This is a genomic window from Rickettsiales bacterium (assembly GCA_029252805.1).
Classification (GTDB): Bacteria; Pseudomonadota; Alphaproteobacteria; order Rickettsiales; family JALZUV01; genus JALZUV01.
In genome coordinates, this window is sequence record JAQXAR010000014.1 from 53,989 (window position 1) to 72,178 (window position 18,190).

An 18,190-nucleotide genomic window follows, 5' to 3' on the forward strand; every position below is an offset into this window, starting at 1 on the left:
TTACGCCACCTTCTCTGCCACTTGCAAGCGCGGGAACACGCCCTCTGGTTTAGGCAAATCAGTTCCTACTTTAAGCGCGAATTGATCGCTTAAATGTTCGAAGCCTCGTTCATCTTCAGGCACGGCTAGCTGATCGAGAATTTTAGCGGATGCTTCCGGGCAGAATGGCTGCAGCAAAATGGCGACACAGCGGATACCCTCTACCGTATAATGTAGAACCTCCGCCATTTTCTCAGGGTCCGTTTTCCTCAGAACCCACGGCGCGTTATCGGCGAAATAATGATTCATAACATGTGCGGAATCTGACAGCGCAAGCAAAGCGTCATTATAACGAAACTCTTGCATCGCTTGGAGGTAATCTTCACGGTTTTTGCTATAGAGCTTGCCCATCAGCTCTTCTTGTTTACCGACATAAGTAGGCACTTTTGCGTCACAATTTTTCTGAATCATCGAAAGCGAACGTTGCGCCAAGTTACCGATATTATTTGCTAAATCTGCATTAATCACTTCAATCATGCGTTCCTGACTAAAATCACCATCATTGCCAAAAGGCATGGCTTTTAACATGAAATAGCGCAACTGATCGACGCCACCGGCTTTCTCAATCATCTCAGCAGGTGAGAGTACATTACCGATAGATTTGCTCATCTTCTCGCCTTCAATCGTCCACCAGCCATGAGCGAGCACCTGCTTAGGAACAGGTAGTTCTGCGGCCATAAGGAAAGCAGGCCAGTACACTGCATGAAAACGCAAGATGTCTTTACCCACCACATGCACGGGGGGATTCTCTGCCCAGAACTTCTGGTAATTGTCAGAATCAGGCCAGCCAAGTGCCGTCAGGTAATTAGTCAGCGCATCGATCCACACGTACATTACATGGTTCTCATCGTCTGGCACTGGAACTCCCCAGTCGAAACTTGTGCGTGAAATAGAAAGGTCACGCAAACCGCCTTTGACGAAACTCTTTACCTCATTCAGACGTGAATCTGGCGAAACAAAGCTACCCTCACCATAGAGTTCCAACAACTTACCTTCAAAAGCGGAGAGTTTGAAAAAGTAACTTTCCTCTTCCACCCATTCGACTTCCGCACCTGTCGGCGCCACTTTCTTACCGTCTTTGGTAATCAGCTCTGCTTCCGCATAATAGGCTTCATCACGCACGGCATACCAGCCACCATAATTATCCTTATAGATATAGCCATTCGCCTCGATACGTTTCCAGAGCTCTTGAGCGGTTTGCTTGTGACGAGCCTCCGTAGTGCGAACAAAGTCGTTATTTGACGCGTTAAGCAAATTATCACCTGTCGCCACTAAGTTACGGAAATATTGCGAATTTTTATCACAAATCTCTTGAGGCGTTACGCCAGCCTTCTCCGCTGATTTCGCGACCTTCTGACCGTGCTCATCCGTGCCCGTCAGGAAAAAAATTTCGTGCCCGTTCAGCTGCATAAAGCGCGCCATCACATCGCAAGCAATGGTGGTGTAAGCATGGCCAATATGCGGCGCATCATTCACATAATAAATCGGAGTCGTAATATAAAAGGGGGTTTTGGAATCAGCTATCATGCAGCGGTTTTAGCGCCAGATGACGCTTGAAACAACAGGCTTTGTAAGACTTGTTTCTTATCGTAATTACCGCCGGTCGTTTGCGGCCACCATTGAGCGGCTTCTTGCCACACATCCAGCCAATGCTCCGCATCGTAACGTTGCACGAGAGCCGGAATTGTTTCTTCCTCACGCGGCAGCAATTCTAGCTGCCCTTGCGCGTAAAGCGATAAGCGATGTAGCACACATAACAGCAGGTCACCCGCCATCTGCCATGCTTCTGGCTCAAGTTTTGCAAATTTCGTTGCTAGGCTTTGGATGGCAGCACTGTCAGAATCCACAAGTAACTCTAACCACTCGTAATAGATATTTTCTGCCTCAAACTTCAAATAACGATCCCACTGCCCAGCCGAGATCGGCGCGAGCTGCATCAACCATTCTTGTTGTTCTAGCGAGACGTTTACTTTTTGATTTGCTAAAATCTCGACGACTTGCTGTGTGGTTGGAGGCTGAAGCCTCACCTCACGACAGCGTGAACGTGTGGTGGGTAACAGCCTATCCGGTTGATGCGTAATCAGCATAAGTACCGTTTTCTCCGGTGGCTCTTCAAGAACTTTCAACAATGCATTTTCGGCATTGCGATTGAGGCCATCTGCGGGGTCAACAATCACCACACGCCAGCCAGCCTCAGACGTACTAAGATGCATAAACCCAATCACATCACGCACTTGATCAATATTGATCGTGGTGAAAGACATCTTCTTTTTCTCATCACGCAATGGCTCTACGATTTTAATATTGCCGTGGCCGCCCGCCTCCATCCGCGCAATCGCAGAATGTTGCGGATCATAGCACAAACGTGCAGGGGCGTCCGTCGGCAGCTCCTCACCAAACAAACCGCCAGTGTCTTCTGCTACAGCCTCGCCCGTTAGTAAACAGCGAGCGATCGTATCGGCCAAAGCAGCCTTACCGATCCCACGCGGGCCTGAAAGGAGAATCGCATGCGGAAGCTTCCCCTGCTTCATCAGACCGGCAAGTTGCGCCTGCGCATCTTCATGACCTATGATGGGTGATATTTTCTCACTCATAATACTGCCTCCAACACTTGTGCTTGCACCTGATCAATCGTTTGCGTCGCATCGATCGTGCTGAAATGCTCCGCTTGTGCAAGTTTTAAAAAGCCTTCACGTAATTTTTGGTGAAAACTTATCGCTAACTTTTCGAATCTATCTTCGCCTTCGGCACGGCTTGCGGCACGCGCTAAACCCTCTTGCGGAGAAATATCGAGGAGTACGGTTTTATCCGGTGCAAAATCCGGCAAGAGCTGTTGTTGCAAATTCTGCAAATACTCAATCCCCAAACCCTTACCAACCCCTTGATACACTAAGGTTGAATCCGTAAAACGGTCACAGATCACCCACTGCCCTGCCGCCAGTGCGGGTTTGATTTTCTCCTGCACATGCTGCACTCGTGCGGCTAAAAACAATAATGTCTCAGCCAATGGATTCCAGTCTTCTTGCGTCGATTGCGCTTCCACCAAGAGCGGGCGAATACGCTCTGCCAACGGCGTACCACCGGGTTCACGCGTGACAATATGCTCGATACCCCGCTCCGTAAGCGCTCCAGAAAGCAGCTTAACCTGCGTGGACTTTCCGCACCCCTCCCCGCCTTCAAAACTGATAAATCGGCCGCGATCTGGCATTATTTTTCTCCAAATAAACGATAGCGCAAGGTTGGCAATAATCGCTCTAGCAGCGATTGTTTCGCAACTGATTCTGTCGCCACAAGAGGCAAATTAATCGGCTCCATGCCTTTTGCCTCAAACTTCAAGACACCAAGTTTTTGTCCTTTTTGCACCGGCGCAATAACCGGTTCGACAAAGTTAGCACTCATTTTTACGTCTGATTTATCATATTTTGGTAGGGTAATTAACAAAGGTTTTTCAACTTTTAAACCCACCGTCTCTTGCGAACCGTACCATATTTTCGCTTCTTCCAATGCCTTGCCTTTGGCAAAAAGCTGCACTGCTTCAAACTGTTTAAAGCCGTAGGTCAGCAACTCGCGCGAGGCGGAAATACGTCCCTTTTTACTATCCAAGCCATTTACAACACTGATGAGGCGGCGCCCTGCCATCTCGCCGGATGTGGCAATACCGTAACCTGCAGCATCCGTATGGCCGGTTTTGATGCCATCCACCCCGAGCTCGCCCAGCAGAGCATTGCGATTTGGTTGCGTAATATCGGAATAGGTAAATTCTTTCTCGCCCCAATAATGATAGCTATTTGGAAAGTCGCGAATCAGCGCTTCAGCCAATTTTACCAAATCACGCGAGGTCATGTAATGTTGTGGATCCGGCCAGCCCGTTGCATTCGCGAAGTGACTTCCCGTTAGCCCTAATTGACGCGCTTTGACATTCATAATTTCCGCAAACGCTTTTTCCGTTCCGGCAATACCTTCTGCCACGACGATACAGGCATCGTTACCGGATTGGATGATGATCCCACGCAGCAAATCTTGCACCGTAATCTTCTCACCCAGCTTGACGAACATTTTAGAGCCGCCTTTTTTCCATGATTTTTCAGAAACATGGAAGGTATCAGTCAATTTTAATTCGCCCGACTTTAGCTTCTCCAGCACGATATAAACCGTCATCATCTTACTCATGGATGAGGGGCCCATACGCTTATCTGCATCTTTGCTAAACAAGATCGTGCTGGTCGTTGCATCATAGAGCATCGCTTGTTTAGCAGGCGTTTCAAACCCCGCTTGCGCGCTAAAGGACAGGAGTAAAAAAGCTAATAGAAACTTCATTGTTTAATCACTTTCGCATCGCTAATGCCAAAACGGTTTTTCAACTGCGATAGCAAGCCGAATTGGCTCGTTTTATTTGAAGTAGGCTTAAGAAGCACACGGTAATAAGGTTGCCCTTTTACCGCAATTTCTTGCACTAACGGTTTTCCCAGAGAACTCAACTTACTCATCATATTTTGCGCATTAACGGTGTCCGCATAAGACGCCACCTGTACCAACCAAGGGGCTTGATAAGACTTCACCTCTTTAGGCGTAATATCAGGCAATGAAGCAATTGAAACCGATTTCATCGGCGCTGACGTTCGCTTACCGACACGCTCGATAGCAATCGACTTTATATCCTGCACAATCGGTTTAGCTTTCGCGATCATCATGCCGTTATATGCGCTGAACCCCTCGGAATATTTGAGTTCATCCCCACGCTTACCGCAGCTTTTCATATATTCTTCTGTTTCGGCCTGCAGATACGTCACCTTTACTTTGGCCACGCCATGCTCAATCACGCCAAGTTTCTTAGAAGCCGCTTTCGAGAGATCAATAATACGCCCCGGGTGAAATGGCCCGCGGTCATTCACACGCAGGTTCATCGCACGGCCATTTTCCAAATTCGTCACACGAACGATCGATGGCATCGGCAAAGTCGTATGCGCTGCTGTCCACGCATTTTGGTCATAACGCTCACCTGTCGCAGTTTTGCGACCATGGAATCCTGGGCCATACCAGCTTGCAATACCGGTTTGCTCATAGGTAGGATCGTAACGCGGCGAATACCATTTCCCCATAATTTTATAAGGCTTACCGACTTTCGCTTTATAAGGTACTTTCGGGTAATGCGAGACATCCTCAGGGCCGCTCGTACAAGCAGCAAGGGTCATCGCGAGAATTGAGACTAATATAATTTTCATTTTAACGTCCTATTGCATCAGCCAACGTACCGACAGCAGTCGCGAAATACGTTGAACGGTTCCATTTCATAATCACATCGTAATTGCCGTAAGTGATGTACGATTCCTCGCCATCCTTACCGGGATAGACCACACTTGCACGCACATCACGCGCCGGCAAAGATGAGCCATCAGCCTTGGTGACACCCATGCGCGCCCAATAGCTCAACGGCTTTTTGATTTTACGAGAGGCGAGCTTCTGATTAAAGCCACTCGGCAAGCGGACTTCACGCCCCCATGTCTCATCATCATTCCAGCCTGATTTACTGAGATATTTCGCGATTGAGGCGAATACATCGCCTTGCGTCGTCCAGATATCTTTACGGCCATCGCCATTATAATCATGCGCATAAGCAAGGAAGCTGCTCGGCATAAATTGCGATTGCCCCATTGCCCCTGCCCATGATCCTTTAAATTTCGCGAGCGGAATATGCCCGGCATCAACAATTTGTAATGCCTGCATCATTTCCTTACGGAAGAACTCGGCACGGCGGCCATCATAGGCCAAGGTTGCGAGTGCCGGAATGATATTAAAGCCGCCTGTATTGCCGCCATAATTGGTTTCAATCCCCCAAAGCGCAACGATAAAGCGAGGCTGCACGCCAAACTCAGCACCAATTTTATCGAGCAAGACTCTATGCTTACGGTACATTTTACGCCCTTGATTGACGCGCGAGGCTGGCACGACGCGCTTCATATATTGCGCAAAACTAAGCGTCCCTTCAGGCTGCTTTCGATCTAAACGGATGATTTTTGCATTTGGCGTAAAGCCACGTAACGCCGCATTGACGGTGTTAGCGGAAATGCCTTTAGCGGCGGCATCGCGCTTAACGCCATCCAGCCACGATTCTACCGACTGAGTCGCTGCATTCGCGCATCCAGCCAACAAGATTGCAGATACTAGACTTAAAAAAAGAGTCCGCATGACACTCTCCCCACTGTTTTTTATTTTTATTATCGGGTAGTTGTAACCACCTATGACACAAAAGGCAAAACCTGACTTCGCCAATTACGGTATTACCCTCGCAAAAGTTGGGGATAATTGTGGCGACCTCCTATTAGCAGCCCATTCGGGTAATTTACATTTTGTCGGTGATGCCAATACGATTACCGCCGCCAAGGCATTATTACCAGCGGGCGCAACAATTATGGAGTTCCCTGAGCCTCCCAAAGCTGATGATAAAACCGTTGAGCTGGTTCGCCAACACACCGCCTCTGCAGATGTATTAATTGCCGTCGGTAGCGGTACATTGAACGACCTGTGCAAATATGCCAGCAGTCTTGAAAGCAAGCCTTACAGCGTCATTGCGACGGCACCTTCAATGAACGGTTATGTCTCTGGCAACGCCTCCATCACGGTTGACGGTTACAAAAAAACACTGACCGCCCACGCTCCCACCACGGTTATTTGTGATTTAGACATCCTAAACACCGCCCCTAAACGCCTCATACAAGCTGGGATTGGTGACACGCTCTGCCGCAGCACGGTGCAAGCTGATTGGCTATTATCGCACCTCATATTAGATACACCTTACGAGCCCCTTTATTTCGAGTGGATGGCAGACTCTGAAAACCGCTTATTAGATAACCCAGATGATGACCGAGCGCTCATAGAAGCGCTGTTACTCTCCGGTATTGCCATGCGTGAGTGTGGCTCATCGGCCCCGGCATCGCAGGCAGAACATATGATCGCTCATACGATGGAAATGCTTCATCCCAACTTACCGCATAGTTATCATGGCGAGCATATTTCCATTACCAGCCTCACTATGGCGAAACGGCAGGAAGCACTCCTCGCCAAAAATTCCGTTAGCATTGGCGAATTAGATGGTTTCGGAAATTTACCGCTCTCGCTACACAAGCAAGCGCAGAAGCAGTTTTACGCGAAGCTACCCGATAGTGAAAAAGTCGCAACGCTGAGCACCAAGCTCGCCAACGAATGGCCAACTATTGCAGCAGAGATCCGCAAAGTTCTTTTACCTTCTGATCGTTTACAAGAAGTCCTTGAAACAGCAGGCTGCCCTGTAAACTCCGAAGCCATTGGTTGGGCAGCAACAAAGTATCAAAATGCCATTACTCTTGCCCGCTTCACACGCGATCGCTTCACCTTCTTAGATTTAATCTGAAACTTAGGGGTTACCTAACGACGTGGCGGTAAGTTCATTCCTGAGTAAGGATTACTACACCCTTTAATACCGTAGATGTTTTGCAAATTCCCCAGACGCGCGTTCGTCGCAGCGATCGCATCTTGAGCACTCGAGCGCGTCCCTATATATCCTGGAGGCCATAGGAAGTCCGAAACATCCATCTCCTTTTTACTTTGCGCCACTTTATTCCAGAACTCCGCATCATTCATTTCCAGCAACAACTGCTGACAACTAAGATGTTTATCCGTATCTTTCCATGGTGGAGCGCCCTTAGGTACATTTTCACCACATGCAGTCAGCAAGACAAGAGTAATAAGTGTATAAATTATATTCATGCCTTCTATGTAACCTCTCTTATTCTAAATTCAATCCCTAACTTGCGTATTGCGCAGAGAGACGAAACTCTTTAAATCAATCTCATGCCTACGATGAATGATGTTCGTGCTCAGTTCTTGAGCTATTTTGAGAAGCAGGATCACTTGCTTCTGCCTTCCGCCCCCCTCGTGCCGCAGTCAGACCCGACTCTGATGTTTACGGCCGCAGGAATGGTGCCGTTTAAAAACATCTTTACGGGCTTAGAAAAACCACCTGCACCCCGCGTCACAAGCAGTCAAAAATGTGTGCGCGCCGGCGGAAAGCATAATGACCTTGATAATGTAGGCTATACGGCCCGCCATCATACGTTCTTTGAAATGCTCGGAAATTTTTCCTTCGGGGATTATTTTAAAGAGGAAGCGATCCATTATTGCTGGGACCTAACCACCAATGTCTTCGGCCTCGATAAAAGTAAAATGCTCGTCACCGTTTACCATACGGATGATGAAGCCATTAACTTATGGAAAAAGATTGCTGGCTTATCCGACGATCGCATCATCAAAATCGCGACCAAAGATAATTTTTGGCAAGCAGGTGATACCGGCCCTTGCGGCCCATGTTCGGAGCTTTTCTACGACCATGGCGATCACATCCCAGGCGGCCCTCCAGGCAGCCCTGATGAAGATGGTGATCGTTTCATCGAAATATGGAATCTCGTTTTCATGCAATATAATCGCCAAGCCGATGGTGTGGATAATCCACTGCCTAAACCTTCAATTGATACAGGCATGGGCCTCGAGCGAATCACCGCCCTACTCCAAGGCAAGCACGATAATTATGAAACAGATTTATTCCTCAACCTCATCGCTGCATCGGAAGAACTCACTTCAGTTAAAGCGCAAGGCGACCAACTTGCCAGCCATCGTGTGATTGCCGATCACTTACGTACGAGCTGTTTCTTGATGGCGGATGGGGTATTACCAAGCAACGAGGGCCGGGGCTATGTACTTCGCCGCATCATGCGCCGTGCTATGCGTCATGCGCATATTTTGGGAGCAAAAGAGCCGCTAATGCACCGCCTTGTGCCTAACTTGATTAACGAAATGGGTGTTTCTTACCCCGAACTTGGCCGCGCACAAGCGACCATCACTGAAAACCTTCGCCTAGAAGAAGAACGATTCCGCGAAACATTAGGCCGAGGCTTGAAACTTCTGGAAGAAGAAACGACCAGCCTTTCAAAAGGCGATAAACTTGCAGGCAGTGCCGCCTTCAAACTTTACGATACATACGGTTTCCCTATCGATCTAACCCAAGATATTTTACGTGGCCAAGGCATGAGCGTTGATACGGATGGTTTTGATTCGGCGATGGCAGAGCAGAAAGCTCGCGCGCGTGCTGCATGGAAAGGCTCCGGCGATACGAGCACTCAAGAAATTTGGCTCGAACTGCGCGACGAACATGGCGCAACGGAATTCCTCGGTTACGATACGGAATCTGCCGCCGGTCAGCTCATCGCTATCGTCAAAGATGGCGTGGCAGTTGATCGCGCAAGCAAAGGCGATGAAATCGCCCTACTCTTCAACCAAACACCCTTTTACGGTGAATCCGGTGGCCAGCAAGGTGACCAAGGCGAAATCTATAAACAAAGCACATTGCTCGGCAAGGTCTCCGATACGAGTAAACCGACGGGTAGCCTGCACGTGCATCACACCAAACTCCTTGGTGATATTGCATTAGAAGATGCTTTGGAACTGAAGGTGAATACAGAACGTCGCACTAAATTACGCGCGAATCACTCGGCCACTCACCTGCTAAATGCGGCACTTCGTCAAGTGCTTGGCGATCACGTTTCGCAAAAAGGCTCAGATGTGGCTGAAGATAAACTCCGTTTTGATATTAGCCATCCCAAAGCCCTCACCGCTGACGAAATCGCGCAAACAGAAACGCTCGTCAATCAGCAAATTTGGGCCAATAAACCGACCAGCACGAAGTTGATGAATACGGATGACGCAATCACAGCCGGTGCTACCGCAATGTTCGGCGAGAAATACGGCGATGAAGTTCGCGTTGTCGCAATGGGCATCGAAGATTATTCCGTAGAACTTTGCGGTGGCACGCATGTAACTCGCACGGGCGATATTGGCTTACTCAAAATCACTTCTGAAGGCGCCCTAGCCTCAGGTGTTCGTCGCCTTGAGGCGGTCACACGCGATACAGCATTTGCTTGGTTTAATGCGCGCAATAACTCACTCATGCAATTATCAGATACCGCAAAAACTCCTATTCCTGAACTACCAGAGAAACTCGAATCTCTAATGACTGAACGTAAGAGGATCGAGAAAGAACTCGGCGAAGCCAAACGCAAACTCGCACTAAGTGGCGGCAGCGCTGGCGTTGGCGCGAAAGAAGAGAAAATCGGCACGATCGATTTCGCTTACCAAGCATTTGAAGGCATCAACCCGAAAGACTTACGCAGCCTCGCCACTGAGATCATGGCAAAACATAATGCAGATATTGTCGCGGTTGCGAGTAACTTTGAAGGTAAAGCAGCCATCGTCGTCGCCGCCTCCAAAGAATCTGGCATTGATAGCGCAGCGCTTGTACGCGTCGCCACACCCGCTGTTGGTGGTCAAGGTGGCGGCGGGCGTCCAGAAATGGCCCAAGCTGGCGGCCCTGATGGCGATAAAGTCTCAGAGGCTCTCGAAGCCATTAAACACGAATTAACCAAAAACAATGAGAATGCAGCGTAATAAACGCTAACGGAGTAGTATTATGACAGAAGCAGTTCCAATCACCGTAGCCTACGGCGACGGTATCGGCCCAGAAATTATGGAAGCGGTTTTGCGCATTCTGCAAAATGTAGAAGCAAAGCTGAAAATCGATGTAATTGAAGTCGGCGAGCAAGTTTACAAAACCGGCAACTCAACTGGTATCCCTTCAGAAGCATGGGAATCTCTGCGCCGTAATAAAGTGCTCCTCAAATCCCCTATCACCACGCCTTTTGGCGGCGGTTATAAATCGCTTAACGTCACATTACGCAAAACACTCGGCCTTTATGCGAATATTCGCCCGTGTCAAAGTTACCATCCATTCATTAAAACGAAGCACCCTGAAATGGATTTGGTGATCGTACGTGAGAATGAAGAAGATCTTTATGCCGGTATCGAATACCGCCAAACGGCTGACACTGCCGTTGCTCTCAAGCTTATCACACGTAGTGGTTCTGAACGTATCATGCGCCACGCGTTTGATTATGCTGTACAGAATGACCGTAAAAAAGTGACCTGCATGGCCAAAGATAACATCATGAAAATTGCAGACGGTATCTTCACCCAAGCCTTCCGTGATGTCGGCGCTGATTATTCGCAGATCGAGCAAGAGCCTTATATCATCGATATTGGTGCTGCACGTATTGCCGATGGCCCAGAGAATTTCGACGTGATCGTGACCGAAAACCTCTATGGCGATATCATCTCCGATATTGCGGCGGAAATTTCGGGCTCTGTTGGGCTTGCTGGTTCTGCCAATCTCGGCAAAAACTTCGCGATGTTTGAAGCCATTCATGGCTCTGCACCCGATATTGCAGGCAAGGGCCTCGCCAATCCGTCAGGCCTATTGCAAGGCGCTGTGATGATGCTCGTACATATTGGACAGCCTGAAGCAGCGGCAAAAATCCGCAACGCATGGCTCAAGACGCTCGAAGATGGCATCCATACTGGCGACATTTATCAAGCAGGTGTCAGCACTGAAAAAGTGGGCACCGTTGGTTTTACCGATGCCGTGATTGAACGTTTAGGTCAAACGCCTAATACCTTCCCGGTTGTCAATTTTGGCGAAGCAAAGCCGCAAGAAAATAAACCGGTTCACGAAAAAGCAAAAGCGGAACTGACCGTGACGAATAAGAAACTCGTTGGCGTCGATGTATTTGTCGATTGGCTCGGCGATGTGGATGATTTGGGCAGTAAAACCTCTAGCGCTCAGACTGGACCGTTCTACCTTAAACTTATCTCATGCAAAGGCCTCAAAGTCTGGCCTGATCACGTACCCGGCATGAACCGCACCGACCTTTACCGCCTACGTTTAATGACCGATAATGGCGATATTACCGACGTTCCTGCTCTCCTGGCCGCATTGATTGATGCAGGCTTGGATGTAGGAAAGTTCGAATCTTTGATGGAATTTAACGGCGAACGTGTTTATTCACTCGCAGCAGGAGAATAATTTTTGATTGAAGGTATCAGTCACATTACTCTTGTAGTCAGCGATCTCGAAAAGATGAAAAAATTCTTAGTCAATATTTTCGATGCTGAGGAAGTTTATAATAGTGGCACTAAGACCTTCTCCTTTTCTAAAGAAAAATTCTTTCTTGTAGGTGAGCAATGGATAGCCATTATGGAGGGAGAACCTCCACAAAAAAGAAGTTACGAACATATTGCCTTTAAAATCTCAAAAGCTGATTTTGAATTATACGAAAAACGAGTCTATAAACATGCTTCGGAAGTAAAAACACCAAGAGAACGTATGGAAGGTGAAGGAGATTCACTTTATTTTTATGACGACAGCAACCATCTGTTCGAGCTGCACACGGGAACACTAAAAGAAAGATTAAAAAGATATAATGTCAGATAACCTTAATCACCTAGAAGATATTTATAATTCCATCAAAAATGGACTTACCCCTATCCACCCTGAAGGCAAACGCTTCGCGCTTTACGCAGCGGTTGGTGGCTTAGCGCTGAGTTGGTTCATTTGGGATGCATTTGCATGGATCGGCGTCGTACTCGCAGTTTACTGCCTGTATTTCTTCCGTGACCCTGAGCGTTTTGTCCCAGAAGGCGAGAATATCGTTGTCAGCCCAGGCGATGGGCTTGTGCAGATGGTGGTTGAAGGCGTCACGCCTCCTACAGAACTAGAGCTTGGCGATGAGCCACATACACGCATCAGTATTTTTCTCAACGTATTTGACGTGCATATTAACCGAGTGCCCATTGCCGGTAAAATTATTGCGGCTGAATATATCAAAGGCTCGTTCCTGAATGCGGAACTTGATAAAGCTAGCGAAGAAAATGAACGCCAGATGCTGACCGTTGAGAATGCCAAATGCAAAGTCGGTTTCGTGCAGATTGCCGGTTTCGTTGCTCGCCGTATCCTTTGTGACATCAAATTAGGCGATGAAGTTGAGACAGGCCAACGCTTCGGTTTGATCCGTTTTGGTAGCCGTGTGGATGTATTTCTGCCCAAAGGCGCGAAGATTAAAGTGCGCGAAGGCCAACGCAGTATCGGCGCTGAAACTGTTCTAGCGGAACTCTAAAATGAGCTTACAACTTGCTAGCATTGGTGGAGCTTACCTTGTGCTGGTATTGGTTGGACAAATTTATTTCAAGAAATCCGCAGAATCGCTTATCACGGATTCGGCGACGGGTTTTGCTCAATCTCTCTTCCTTAATTGGCAGCTTTGGGTGGCGGGAGTCGCGTATTTCACGGCAATGCTCACCTGGGTTTGGCTGCTCAAACATGTCGACCTGAGCCGTATCTTCCCGATCATGTCAGCGCTCTTGCTGCTCACAATTCCTTTGGTTAGCGCCTATTTCCTGCAAGAGTCGCTCTCAATGCGCTATTGGCTGGGCGTTATCTTTATGCTGATAGGCATCCTGTTAATCGCAACTGAGATTAAATCCGCATGAAGGTCGCAGCCATACTCCCCTGCTATAAAGTAGTGGATCATATCCTACCATTGCTCGCAAAATTTGGTGATGAAGTAGAGCATATTATTGTGGTCGATGATGCTTGCCCGCAAAAATCAGGCGAGAAGGTCAAAGATGAATGTAGCGATCCACGCGTGACCGTGCTCTTTCACGAAGAGAATCGCGGTGTTGGTGCTGCCGTCAAAACAGGCTACGCGCTCGCACTAGAGCTCGAGGCCGATATCCTCGTCAAAGTCGATGGTGATGGCCAAATGGAACCGGCACTCATTCCCGAGCTCATCACCCCCATCACACGTGGCGAGGCCGATTATGCCAAAGGAAACCGCTTCTATCAGCCGGAAGGGCTAGAGAATATGCCGTTGAAACGCCTGCTCGGCAATGCGGCATATTCCTTCCTATCCAAACTTTCTACCGGTTATTGGCAGGTCTTTGACCCCGCTAATGGCTTCACCGCCCTGCATGCGAAGATTGCCTCTCGCTTACCCTTACCTAAAATAGCCGATCGTTATTTCTTTGAAACGGACATGCTATTTCGCCTCAATACCTTGCACGCTGTCGTTTCTGATGTGCCGATGAAAGCTTTTTACGGTGAGGAAACTAGTAATCTGCATATTCGTGAAATCGCAGGTGAATTCCTCCGCAAGAGCCTCCGCAACAGCTGGCGCCGTATCGCCTATAACTACTTTATTCGCGGCTTTTCTATCGCCTCGCTTGAGCTTGTATTTGGCTTTATTTTGCTGATGTTCGGTCTCTATATGGGTTTTGACATCATCTCAGAGAGCGATCCTAATGGCGAGCCCGCCACAGCCGGCACCATCATGCTCTGCGCGCTGCCGACGATTATTGGCTTTCAGATGCTCCTATCCTTCATCAATTACGATATGATTAGCCAACCGATGCGCGCACTGCATCCAACCCTTTCCGATAAGACCGATATAGGGTATAGACTGGATCATGAGTTCAAAAACTAAACTTCCCCTCTCCCGCCTTGTACCGAATTTGATCACGATTGGGGCGCTTTGCTGCGGGATGACCTCCATCCGCTACGCGTTGCTTGGCAATTGGGAACTCGTGGCAACCTTCATGGTGTTGGCCGCTTTCTTAGACGGTATTGATGGCCGCGTGGCGCGCATGCTTAAAGCCACAAGCGACTTTGGCGCGCAGATGGATTCGCTATCCGATATCGTCTGTTTCGGCGTTGCTCCGGCAGTCGTGTTACACCTCTGGGCATTACATGATATTAAACGTTTCGGCTGGGCAATCGCGCTGTTTTACACCGTTTGCTGCGCGCTGAGACTCGCTCGCTTCAACACCTCGCTGATGGAAGAGGAAAAGGAAGAATGGCAAAAACATTATTTCACCGGAGTCCCTGCACCGATGGGCGCTTTGTTGGCCATCTTGCCCATTATCATCAGTCTACAATTTGGCGAAGATTTCTTGCAGGTCGATAAAGCATGGCTCATGGCCGCTTACCTGCCATGTATCGCGATGCTCATGTCGAGCCGCCTACCTACCTTCACACTCAAAGGCTATAGCGTGCCAACCAAATGGGTACTCCCCATCATGCTAGGCTCCGTAGGGCTGATTCTCGGGTTGATTATCGAAACCTGGCTCATCCTATCGGTCTTAGGTGGGTTATACCTAATTTCACTGCCGCTAAGTGCGATACGAGCAACTAAAGTTAATTCCTAATTGCTAATTGCTTCAGCGATAGGATCAACAACTGCTTCTTGCGGAACCGCTTTCTGTTTCGCGCGCCATTGAGTAATATCCGCATCATCTTCCGATAGGTCATTTAAGGTTGATTCGCGATCATAGTCGGTGTCGCTCTCCATGAATACGCCCTCCTGATCCGCCATATTGATCTTGCTGGCATCATGAAAATGCACTTGCTGACCGCCGGCATGGATATGCACTGTGCCATCTGTATGGCTATGTTCTTTGCTGCTAATCACATCAGCAACCTTCGCCGCTTTGCGTTCTTTTAGCTGCTGCTTCGAGTAAATACCCGTGCCAGCGCTGTTCACGTCTGGAATTCCACATGCGCCGAGTGCTGCGACTAAAACGGTCGATACCGCTAGAGTGCCAAATTTTGTATAATTCATAATAGTGCCTCCTGTTTGCAACTTTATACCATAAGTCAGATAAGAACCGCGAAGGCATTTTTCAATAGGGTAGATAAGGGGGGATGTTTTGACTTGCTGATGAAACACTCATGTAGCTTTTTCACCCTGAACTTGTTTCAGGGTCTATCGCTCAACAACCACCTACACTAGCGGAGAAATGGATCCTGAAACAAGTTCAGGATGACAACATTCCGTTTAATAAAACGCCAATACAAATAGCAGGAACTTGTTTCAACGTATCAACCCCTGCTTGCTTCACTTCCTCAAGAACCTTTGAATTAGACAAGCCTTCGAGAACTCTGTGTCCTTCTGCTGAAAGCCTCCGAATAACCATAAAGCCGTTCATATATTGCATATTATCGTAAAACTTTAATAGTCCATCATCTTTAAGGATTTCCAAATGATAATTAACTTGCTCTTGCGTATAGCCTTCACAATCATCCTCACCTACAAGAACCTGACTGTCTCCATCACACTCTTTTTCCAAAAACTGCAAAATATTTTTAACTAAACTTATATCTAATTTCATCCTCAACCCACCTTCTCAACTTTATAGATCTCGCTACCCTCTGCCTTGAACTTATCGGCCATTTCTTGCATACCTTTGATTTGTTCTTTGGCGTCGGCCATGACTTCTTGGCCAAAATCGGTTTTGGCGAAGTCGCGGACATCTTGGCTGATTTTCATCGAGCAGAATTTCGGGCCACACATCGAACAGAAATGCGCCACTTTTGCACCGTCAGCAGGCAAGGTCTCATCGTGATATTTCAAGGCCGTTTCAGGGTCTAGACTTAGGTTAAATTGGTCTAACCAGCGAAACTCGAAACGCGCTTTGGATAAAGCATCATCACGGCGTTGCGCGCTTGAATGACCTTTGGCCAGGTCGGCAGCGTGAGCGGCGAGTTTGTAGGTGATAACACCCACTTTCACATCATCGCGATCCGGTAAACCTAGATGTTCCTTCGGCGTCACATAGCAAAGCATCGCGCAGCCATACCAACCAATATTGGCCGCGCCGATACCACTGGTAATGTGGTCATAACCGGGCGCGATATCGGTCGTGAGTGGACCTAACGTGTAGAATGGCGCTTCGTGGCACGCTTCTAATTGCTTGTCCATATTCTCTTTAATCATATGCTGTGGCACGTGACCGGGGCCTTCAATCATCACCTGACAATCATGCTCCCACGCTTTGGTGGTAAGATCGCCTAGCGTTTTAAGTTCGGCAAATTGCGCCGCATCGTTAGCATCAGCAATCGAACCCGGACGCAAACCATCGCCGAGGCTGAAAGAGACATCGTAAGCAGCCATGATTTCGCAAATTTCATCAAAATGCTCATAGGCGAAGTTATCTTTATGATGTGCCATGCACCATTTGGCGTGGATAGACCCGCCGCGCGAGACAATACCCGTCACACGACTTTCCGTTAACGGCACGAATGGCAGACGCACCCCTGCATGGATCGTGAAATAATCCACCCCCTGCTCTGCTTGCTCAACCAATGTATCACGGAAGATTTCCCAAGTAAGATCTTCGGCCACGCCACCCACTTTTTCAAGCGCTTGATAAATCGGAACCGTGCCAATCGGCACAGGACAATTACGCATAATCCATTCACGGATATTGTGGATATTCTGACCGGTAGAGAGATCCATAATCGTATCCGCACCCCAGCGAATCGCCCAAACCATCTTCTCCACTTCTTCCGCTACAGAAGAGGTAATCGCAGAGTTACCGATATTGGCGTTAATTTTCACTTTAAAATTACGACCGATAATCATCGGCTCAGTCTCAGGGTGGTTGATGTTATTGGGGATAATCGCACGGCCTCGCGCTACTTCATCGCGCACGAACTCTGGCGTAATCAGATCCGGCATAACCGCGCCGAAGCTCTCACCTGGGTGGCGCAGAGCATAGCCCTCAGTATGGCCTTCATTCTCGCGGATGGCGATATATTCCATCTCTGGCGTGATGATCCCACGTTTCGCATAAGCCATCTGGCTGACACAGCCGCTTTTCGCACGGTAAGGCGTGGAGTTAGGTTTCGCGAATTCAGGCACGAGCTTTATGCCCTTCGAGCCTTTTGTCACGTCGCCCTGCCCCTTTAGCTGCCATTCTTTAAAACCATTATCTTCGGCTTTCACTTCACGGCCAGTGTAAGTCTCAACATCGCCACGGCCTTCAATCCACGGTGCACGCACTTTCGGCAAACCTTCACGGATATCGACTTTCGCATTCTCATCGGTATAGATACCGCTCGTATCATACACGCGGAACGTTGGGTTCTCCTTGTCATGCAGCGTAATTTGGCGCATCGGCACACTCACCCCTGTTTGCGTTCCTTCCAAATAGACTTTTTTAGAGGCTGGAAGCGCTCCACGAGTTACGTCAAAATCTTCATGGGTTTTAGGGGTATCGAGCATGGTTAAGCATTCCTATATTTAAAATGAGGGCGCAAGATAGCACTCAGCGCCACTCATGCAAGGCAAAGCGAGCACTTGATAAGCAATAAAACTTGGTTATAGTGCAGTTTATCTTTTGGTGCGGGCGGTTAGCTCAGCTGGTTAGAGCGCGTCGTTGACATCGACGAGGTCGG

Annotated in this window: 18 protein-coding genes; 8 read left to right on the top strand and 10 right to left on the bottom strand. The window is 48.4% G+C overall.

The genetic code is table 11. The features are described 5' to 3' along the window. The 6 genes from metG to P8P30_02630 are packed head-to-tail and all read right to left on the bottom strand — an operon-like array spanning position 1 to position 6,225. Positions 1–1,566, bottom strand: a complete 1,566-nt coding sequence (metG, locus tag P8P30_02605; GenBank protein ID MDG1286436.1) for a methionine--tRNA ligase — start codon at positions 1,564–1,566, stop codon at positions 1–3. Continuing rightward, on the bottom strand, positions 1,563–2,633 hold the full coding sequence (locus P8P30_02610) for a DNA polymerase III subunit delta' (GenBank protein MDG1286437.1): 1,071 nt from the start codon (positions 2,631–2,633) through the stop codon (positions 1,563–1,565). The genes metG and P8P30_02610 overlap by 4 nt, the downstream gene beginning before the upstream one ends. After that, entirely contained in the window at positions 2,630–3,247 is a 618-nt protein-coding gene (gene tmk, locus P8P30_02615) for a dTMP kinase (GenBank protein MDG1286438.1), read from the bottom strand. The genes P8P30_02610 and tmk overlap by 4 nt, the downstream gene beginning before the upstream one ends. Continuing rightward, positions 3,247–4,356 carry a D-alanyl-D-alanine carboxypeptidase gene (locus P8P30_02620; GenBank protein MDG1286439.1) on the bottom strand — a complete coding sequence of 370 codons (1,110 nt, stop codon included), beginning with the start codon at positions 4,354–4,356 and terminating at the stop codon, positions 3,247–3,249. Before P8P30_02620 ends, tmk begins: the two co-directional genes overlap by 1 nt. Then, a complete protein-coding gene (locus P8P30_02625) occupies positions 4,353–5,261 on the bottom strand; it encodes a septal ring lytic transglycosylase RlpA family protein (GenBank protein ID MDG1286440.1) in 909 nt (302 codons plus the stop codon). The genes P8P30_02620 and P8P30_02625 overlap by 4 nt, the downstream gene beginning before the upstream one ends. A 1-nt stretch (position 5,262) precedes the next feature. Continuing rightward, complete coding sequence (locus tag P8P30_02630) at positions 5,263–6,225, bottom strand: lytic murein transglycosylase (protein ID MDG1286441.1); 963 nt, start codon at positions 6,223–6,225, stop codon at positions 5,263–5,265. Positions 6,226–6,277: 52 nt separating this feature from the next. Between P8P30_02630 and P8P30_02635 the strand changes: the two genes are divergently transcribed. After that, positions 6,278–7,426 carry an iron-containing alcohol dehydrogenase gene (locus tag P8P30_02635; protein ID MDG1286442.1) on the top strand — a complete coding sequence of 383 codons (1,149 nt, stop codon included), beginning with the start codon at positions 6,278–6,280 and terminating at the stop codon, positions 7,424–7,426. 14 nt (positions 7,427–7,440) lie between these two features. Here the strand turns inward: P8P30_02635 and P8P30_02640 are convergent, their stop codons facing one another. Further along, the gene (locus tag P8P30_02640; protein ID MDG1286443.1) at positions 7,441–7,749 is read right to left on the bottom strand and encodes a hypothetical protein; all 309 of its coding nucleotides are present in this window, start codon (positions 7,747–7,749) and stop codon (positions 7,441–7,443) included. Between the two features lie 117 nt (positions 7,750–7,866). Here P8P30_02640 and alaS point away from each other — a divergent pair, with 117 nt between their 5' ends. The 7 genes from alaS to pssA are packed head-to-tail and all read left to right on the top strand — an operon-like array spanning position 7,867 to position 15,159. Then, positions 7,867–10,512 carry an alanine--tRNA ligase gene (alaS, locus tag P8P30_02645; GenBank protein ID MDG1286444.1) on the top strand — a complete coding sequence of 882 codons (2,646 nt, stop codon included), beginning with the start codon at positions 7,867–7,869 and terminating at the stop codon, positions 10,510–10,512. A 22-nt stretch (positions 10,513–10,534) separates the two neighbouring features. Continuing rightward, positions 10,535–11,983 carry an NADP-dependent isocitrate dehydrogenase gene (locus tag P8P30_02650; GenBank protein MDG1286445.1) on the top strand — a complete coding sequence of 483 codons (1,449 nt, stop codon included), beginning with the start codon at positions 10,535–10,537 and terminating at the stop codon, positions 11,981–11,983. Between the two features lie 3 nt (positions 11,984–11,986). Then, positions 11,987–12,391: a FosX/FosE/FosI family fosfomycin resistance hydrolase gene (gene fosX / locus P8P30_02655; protein ID MDG1286446.1), complete on the top strand. Its 405-nt coding sequence runs from the start codon at positions 11,987–11,989 to the stop codon at positions 12,389–12,391. Continuing rightward, the gene (locus P8P30_02660) at positions 12,381–13,073 is read left to right on the top strand and encodes a phosphatidylserine decarboxylase (protein ID MDG1286447.1); all 693 of its coding nucleotides are present in this window, start codon (positions 12,381–12,383) and stop codon (positions 13,071–13,073) included. The genes fosX and P8P30_02660 overlap by 11 nt, the downstream gene beginning before the upstream one ends. 1 nt (position 13,074) lies before the next feature. After that, a complete protein-coding gene (locus tag P8P30_02665) occupies positions 13,075–13,446 on the top strand; it encodes a hypothetical protein (protein MDG1286448.1) in 372 nt (123 codons plus the stop codon). Continuing rightward, on the top strand, positions 13,443–14,438 hold the full coding sequence (locus P8P30_02670) for a glycosyltransferase family 2 protein (GenBank protein ID MDG1286449.1): 996 nt from the start codon (positions 13,443–13,445) through the stop codon (positions 14,436–14,438). The genes P8P30_02665 and P8P30_02670 overlap by 4 nt, the downstream gene beginning before the upstream one ends. After that, positions 14,422–15,159 (top strand): CDP-diacylglycerol--serine O-phosphatidyltransferase, encoded by a 738-nt coding sequence (gene pssA / locus P8P30_02675; GenBank protein ID MDG1286450.1) that lies wholly within the window; start codon positions 14,422–14,424, stop codon positions 15,157–15,159. Before P8P30_02670 ends, pssA begins: the two co-directional genes overlap by 17 nt. Here the strand turns inward: pssA and P8P30_02680 are convergent. From P8P30_02680 to thiC, 3 genes are all read right to left on the bottom strand, one after another. Continuing rightward, complete coding sequence (locus P8P30_02680) at positions 15,156–15,572, bottom strand: hypothetical protein (protein ID MDG1286451.1); 417 nt, start codon at positions 15,570–15,572, stop codon at positions 15,156–15,158. The two genes, pssA and P8P30_02680, sit on opposite strands and share 4 nt — an antisense overlap. A 196-nt stretch (positions 15,573–15,768) precedes the next feature. Then, entirely contained in the window at positions 15,769–16,122 is a 354-nt protein-coding gene (locus P8P30_02685) for a DUF2513 domain-containing protein (protein ID MDG1286452.1), read from the bottom strand. Between the two features lie 2 nt (positions 16,123–16,124). Beyond that, positions 16,125–18,017, bottom strand: a complete 1,893-nt coding sequence (gene thiC / locus P8P30_02690) for a phosphomethylpyrimidine synthase ThiC (GenBank protein MDG1286453.1) — start codon at positions 18,015–18,017, stop codon at positions 16,125–16,127. Positions 18,018–18,190 lie beyond the last annotated feature (173 nt).

What these genes read in the sequence shown, in the direction of transcription:
- metG (MDG1286436.1), bottom strand. Translation starts at nt 1,566, where the DNA reads ATGATAGCTGATTCCAAAACCCCCTTTTATATTACGACTCCGATTTAT.
- P8P30_02610 (MDG1286437.1), bottom strand. Translation starts at nt 2,633, where the DNA reads ATGAGTGAGAAAATATCACCCATCATAGGTCATGAAGATGCGCAGGCG.
- tmk (MDG1286438.1), bottom strand. Translation starts at nt 3,247, where the DNA reads ATGCCAGATCGCGGCCGATTTATCAGTTTTGAAGGCGGGGAGGGGTGC.
- P8P30_02620 (MDG1286439.1), bottom strand. Translation starts at nt 4,356, where the DNA reads ATGAAGTTTCTATTAGCTTTTTTACTCCTGTCCTTTAGCGCGCAAGCG.
- P8P30_02625 (MDG1286440.1), bottom strand. Translation starts at nt 5,261, where the DNA reads ATGAAAATTATATTAGTCTCAATTCTCGCGATGACCCTTGCTGCTTGT.
- P8P30_02630 (MDG1286441.1), bottom strand. Translation starts at nt 6,225, where the DNA reads ATGCGGACTCTTTTTTTAAGTCTAGTATCTGCAATCTTGTTGGCTGGA.
- P8P30_02635 (MDG1286442.1), top strand. Translation starts at nt 6,278, where the DNA reads ATGACACAAAAGGCAAAACCTGACTTCGCCAATTACGGTATTACCCTC.
- alaS (MDG1286444.1), top strand. Translation starts at nt 7,867, where the DNA reads ATGCCTACGATGAATGATGTTCGTGCTCAGTTCTTGAGCTATTTTGAG.
- P8P30_02650 (MDG1286445.1), top strand. Translation starts at nt 10,535, where the DNA reads ATGACAGAAGCAGTTCCAATCACCGTAGCCTACGGCGACGGTATCGGC.
- P8P30_02660 (MDG1286447.1), top strand. Translation starts at nt 12,381, where the DNA reads ATGTCAGATAACCTTAATCACCTAGAAGATATTTATAATTCCATCAAA.
- P8P30_02665 (MDG1286448.1), top strand. Translation starts at nt 13,075, where the DNA reads ATGAGCTTACAACTTGCTAGCATTGGTGGAGCTTACCTTGTGCTGGTA.
- P8P30_02670 (MDG1286449.1), top strand. Translation starts at nt 13,443, where the DNA reads ATGAAGGTCGCAGCCATACTCCCCTGCTATAAAGTAGTGGATCATATC.
- pssA (MDG1286450.1), top strand. Translation starts at nt 14,422, where the DNA reads ATGAGTTCAAAAACTAAACTTCCCCTCTCCCGCCTTGTACCGAATTTG.
- P8P30_02680 (MDG1286451.1), bottom strand. Translation starts at nt 15,572, where the DNA reads ATGAATTATACAAAATTTGGCACTCTAGCGGTATCGACCGTTTTAGTC.
- P8P30_02685 (MDG1286452.1), bottom strand. Translation starts at nt 16,122, where the DNA reads ATGAAATTAGATATAAGTTTAGTTAAAAATATTTTGCAGTTTTTGGAA.
- thiC (MDG1286453.1), bottom strand. Translation starts at nt 18,017, where the DNA reads ATGCTCGATACCCCTAAAACCCATGAAGATTTTGACGTAACTCGTGGA.